2 protein-coding genes are annotated in these 2372 nt (G+C 66.0%); both read right to left on the reverse strand.

Annotated features, from left to right (window positions below; genetic code table 11):
* Positions 1-489: single-stranded DNA-binding protein (locus tag BCY76_RS17105; protein WP_139827882.1), on the reverse strand; the 489-nt coding region annotated here is incomplete at its 3' end.
* Between the two features lie 95 nt (positions 490-584).
* A complete protein-coding gene (locus tag BCY76_RS17110) occupies positions 585-2108 on the reverse strand; it encodes a TraM recognition domain-containing protein (RefSeq protein WP_083277394.1) in 1524 nt (507 codons plus the stop codon).
* Positions 2109-2372: the final 264 nt, after the last annotated feature.

The raw sequence follows: 2372 nt of genomic DNA on the forward strand, positions 1-2372 counted from the left end.
GCGGTAGCGCGGAACTCCTCGGAGTAGATCTTCGGCATAGTGACTATCCTCTCTGCTCGCTCGAGCAGTCAGGAAGTCAACCGAACCTTCAGCAGACCCCCCTGCGGCGTCGCGTTCGACACTGCGGCGGGGCGTGCGCTCCACCTCGTAGCGGGTGCGGGCCATGTCATGACCGATCCGGCGGGCCACGAACTCCTCACCGGGAGCGGTTAGCCCGTTGGCGTCGGTGTACTCGTATTCGCGCACGTAGCCTTCGGCGATGATCTTGTCGCCCTTCGCCAGACGTTCATGGCCCTGTTCGGCGGCGGCTTTGAAGGCCACCAGGTTGTGGAAGGTGGTGTCCTTCTGCGTGAAGGTCCCGTCTGCCTCGCGCTGGTAGTGCTCCTTGCCGACCTTGACGAACAGGCGCGGGTCACCGTTTTCGGTGTAGCTCAGCTGCGGTGCTGAGGCGATGAAACCGGAGAATGACTGCTGGGTATGGATCGCCATGACCAGGGCTCCTTATCTGCCACGGCCACCGCCTGGTGCAGGTGGCCTCTGCCAGACAGGTGCACCCCGCCACCCGAGACACAGCCCCCGGCGGGTTAGGTGCCTGGGTGGTGTTGGAGCATGGCTTCGATCTGTTCCCGGTCGGCCTTCAACTCGGTGGCCTCGGGTCGTTGGGTCCAGCGGCGCAGGTCGGTGATGATCGGCGGTGCGGTCCGCAGCAGGGTGACTCCGGTGCCGAAGGGTAGGGTCCTGATCCGGTCTGGTGGCAGCACCGAGACCCGGCGAACTGAGCGTTGGTTGGAGCGGGTGCCGTGGTCCCCGATGGTGGTTGAATCGGTGTACTCGTCGCGTTCTCCGATGAGGGTGGAGAGGTCTTGGAGGTCCCGGGAGTTCGATGCCCCGCCGAGGATGATTTTGACGATCGCGGCATCCCAGATCGCCCCGGCCTGGTTCTCTGACCATTTCTCCCGCGCCTGCGCTAACGACTGAAGTACCGGCAGGGTGGTGATTCCGGTGCCGCCTCCTTCAGCCATCAACGTGGGCAGCGACGGTAGGGGTGCGAGGTTGCCGATCTCATCCAGCGCCAGCAGCAGCGGCGGGTCCAACCGTGCGCCGGGCGATCGGGCGGCCATGCGCCGGGCGGTTTCGACCAGGTCTTCGACGAATGCGGCGACCAGGGAGGCTGAGGCTCCGGCTCCTGCGCCGGTGGCCAACAGGAACAGGCTGCCCCGGTCCTGGATGAACTGTTCGGGGTCGAAGTCCTCCCCAGCCCGGGGTGAGACCGCATCCAAGACCCGAGGATCAGCCAACGCTGACAGCGCCAGGGAGACGCCCTGCCAGATGGAATCCCGGGTCTTCGGGTCAGCTTCCAGCATCGAGGCCAGTGAGTCATCCCATCCGATCGCTGCCCTGGGGGTGCTGGAGAGGATGGTCACGGCCTCGGCGGCGGCTGAGGGGTCCAGAGTCCAGCGGAACAGCTCAGCCGGTGACCGATGATCCAACGCAGCCGCATGAAGGAGGGATTGGAGGGCAGTACGGGTCTTGCCTTCCCAGAACCCACCGGACTCGACACCGCCAGCGGACATGCCAGTCGCTGACGCGAGCCCGGTGGCCCGGATCATCGCCGTCAGCGGGTCCTCACACCCCCGGATGGGCGACCAGCGCATCCCAGCGGGGATGCCCTCTGCCAGGTGTTGGGGGTCGAAGACCGCCACCGGGCCGATCTTCTCCCTCGCCCGCAATGTAGCGGTGAGGTTATCCGGCCGGGTAGATGTCGTCACTACTGCCCCGGGGGCATCCAGGATCGCGTTGATGACCACATGCAGGCCCTTACCGGAGCGGGGTGGGCCGATCAGCAGGATCGAGTCCTCCACCGAAGCCCACACCTGCTTGCCCGCAGAGGCCCCCAGCAGGTAGCCCACATCCTCAACCCGCGGCTTCACCAAGGAAGGCCTCAGCGTCTCAGCCCGCCGCAAGAGGGCCTTGGAGGTGGCGACATTGGCGATGTCGGCACTGGTGGCAGTACCTGCCAGCCGATGGGGGTCATTCTGCTTCTGCTGCCCCCAGCGGCGCACCCGCACCCACACCCAGGCACTCACCCCGGCCAGCCCGGCGAGCATCACCCCACTGGCGGTCCAGTAGGCCACCGGATGCAGCCCCTCAGCTCCTAGGGCGTGTTGCTAAACCCATTGCAGAGTCGCTGCGAGGCAGAGCCCAGCGTGGAAGTTCCGGGCAGTCTTATCCGTTCGTGCAGCATCCCGCGCCACTGCTTGAGCCGGTTGAAGCATCGTTCGACGACGTTGCGACCCTTGTATCGGGCCTGCTGCTCATCGCCGAAGTCGATCGGCCGCCCAGGTCTGCGCCGACGATGAGCGACCTGATCG

It is taken from the genome of Nesterenkonia sp. PF2B19 (assembly GCF_001758425.2).
GTDB classification, from domain to species: Bacteria; Actinomycetota; Actinomycetes; order Actinomycetales; family Micrococcaceae; genus Nesterenkonia; species Nesterenkonia aethiopica.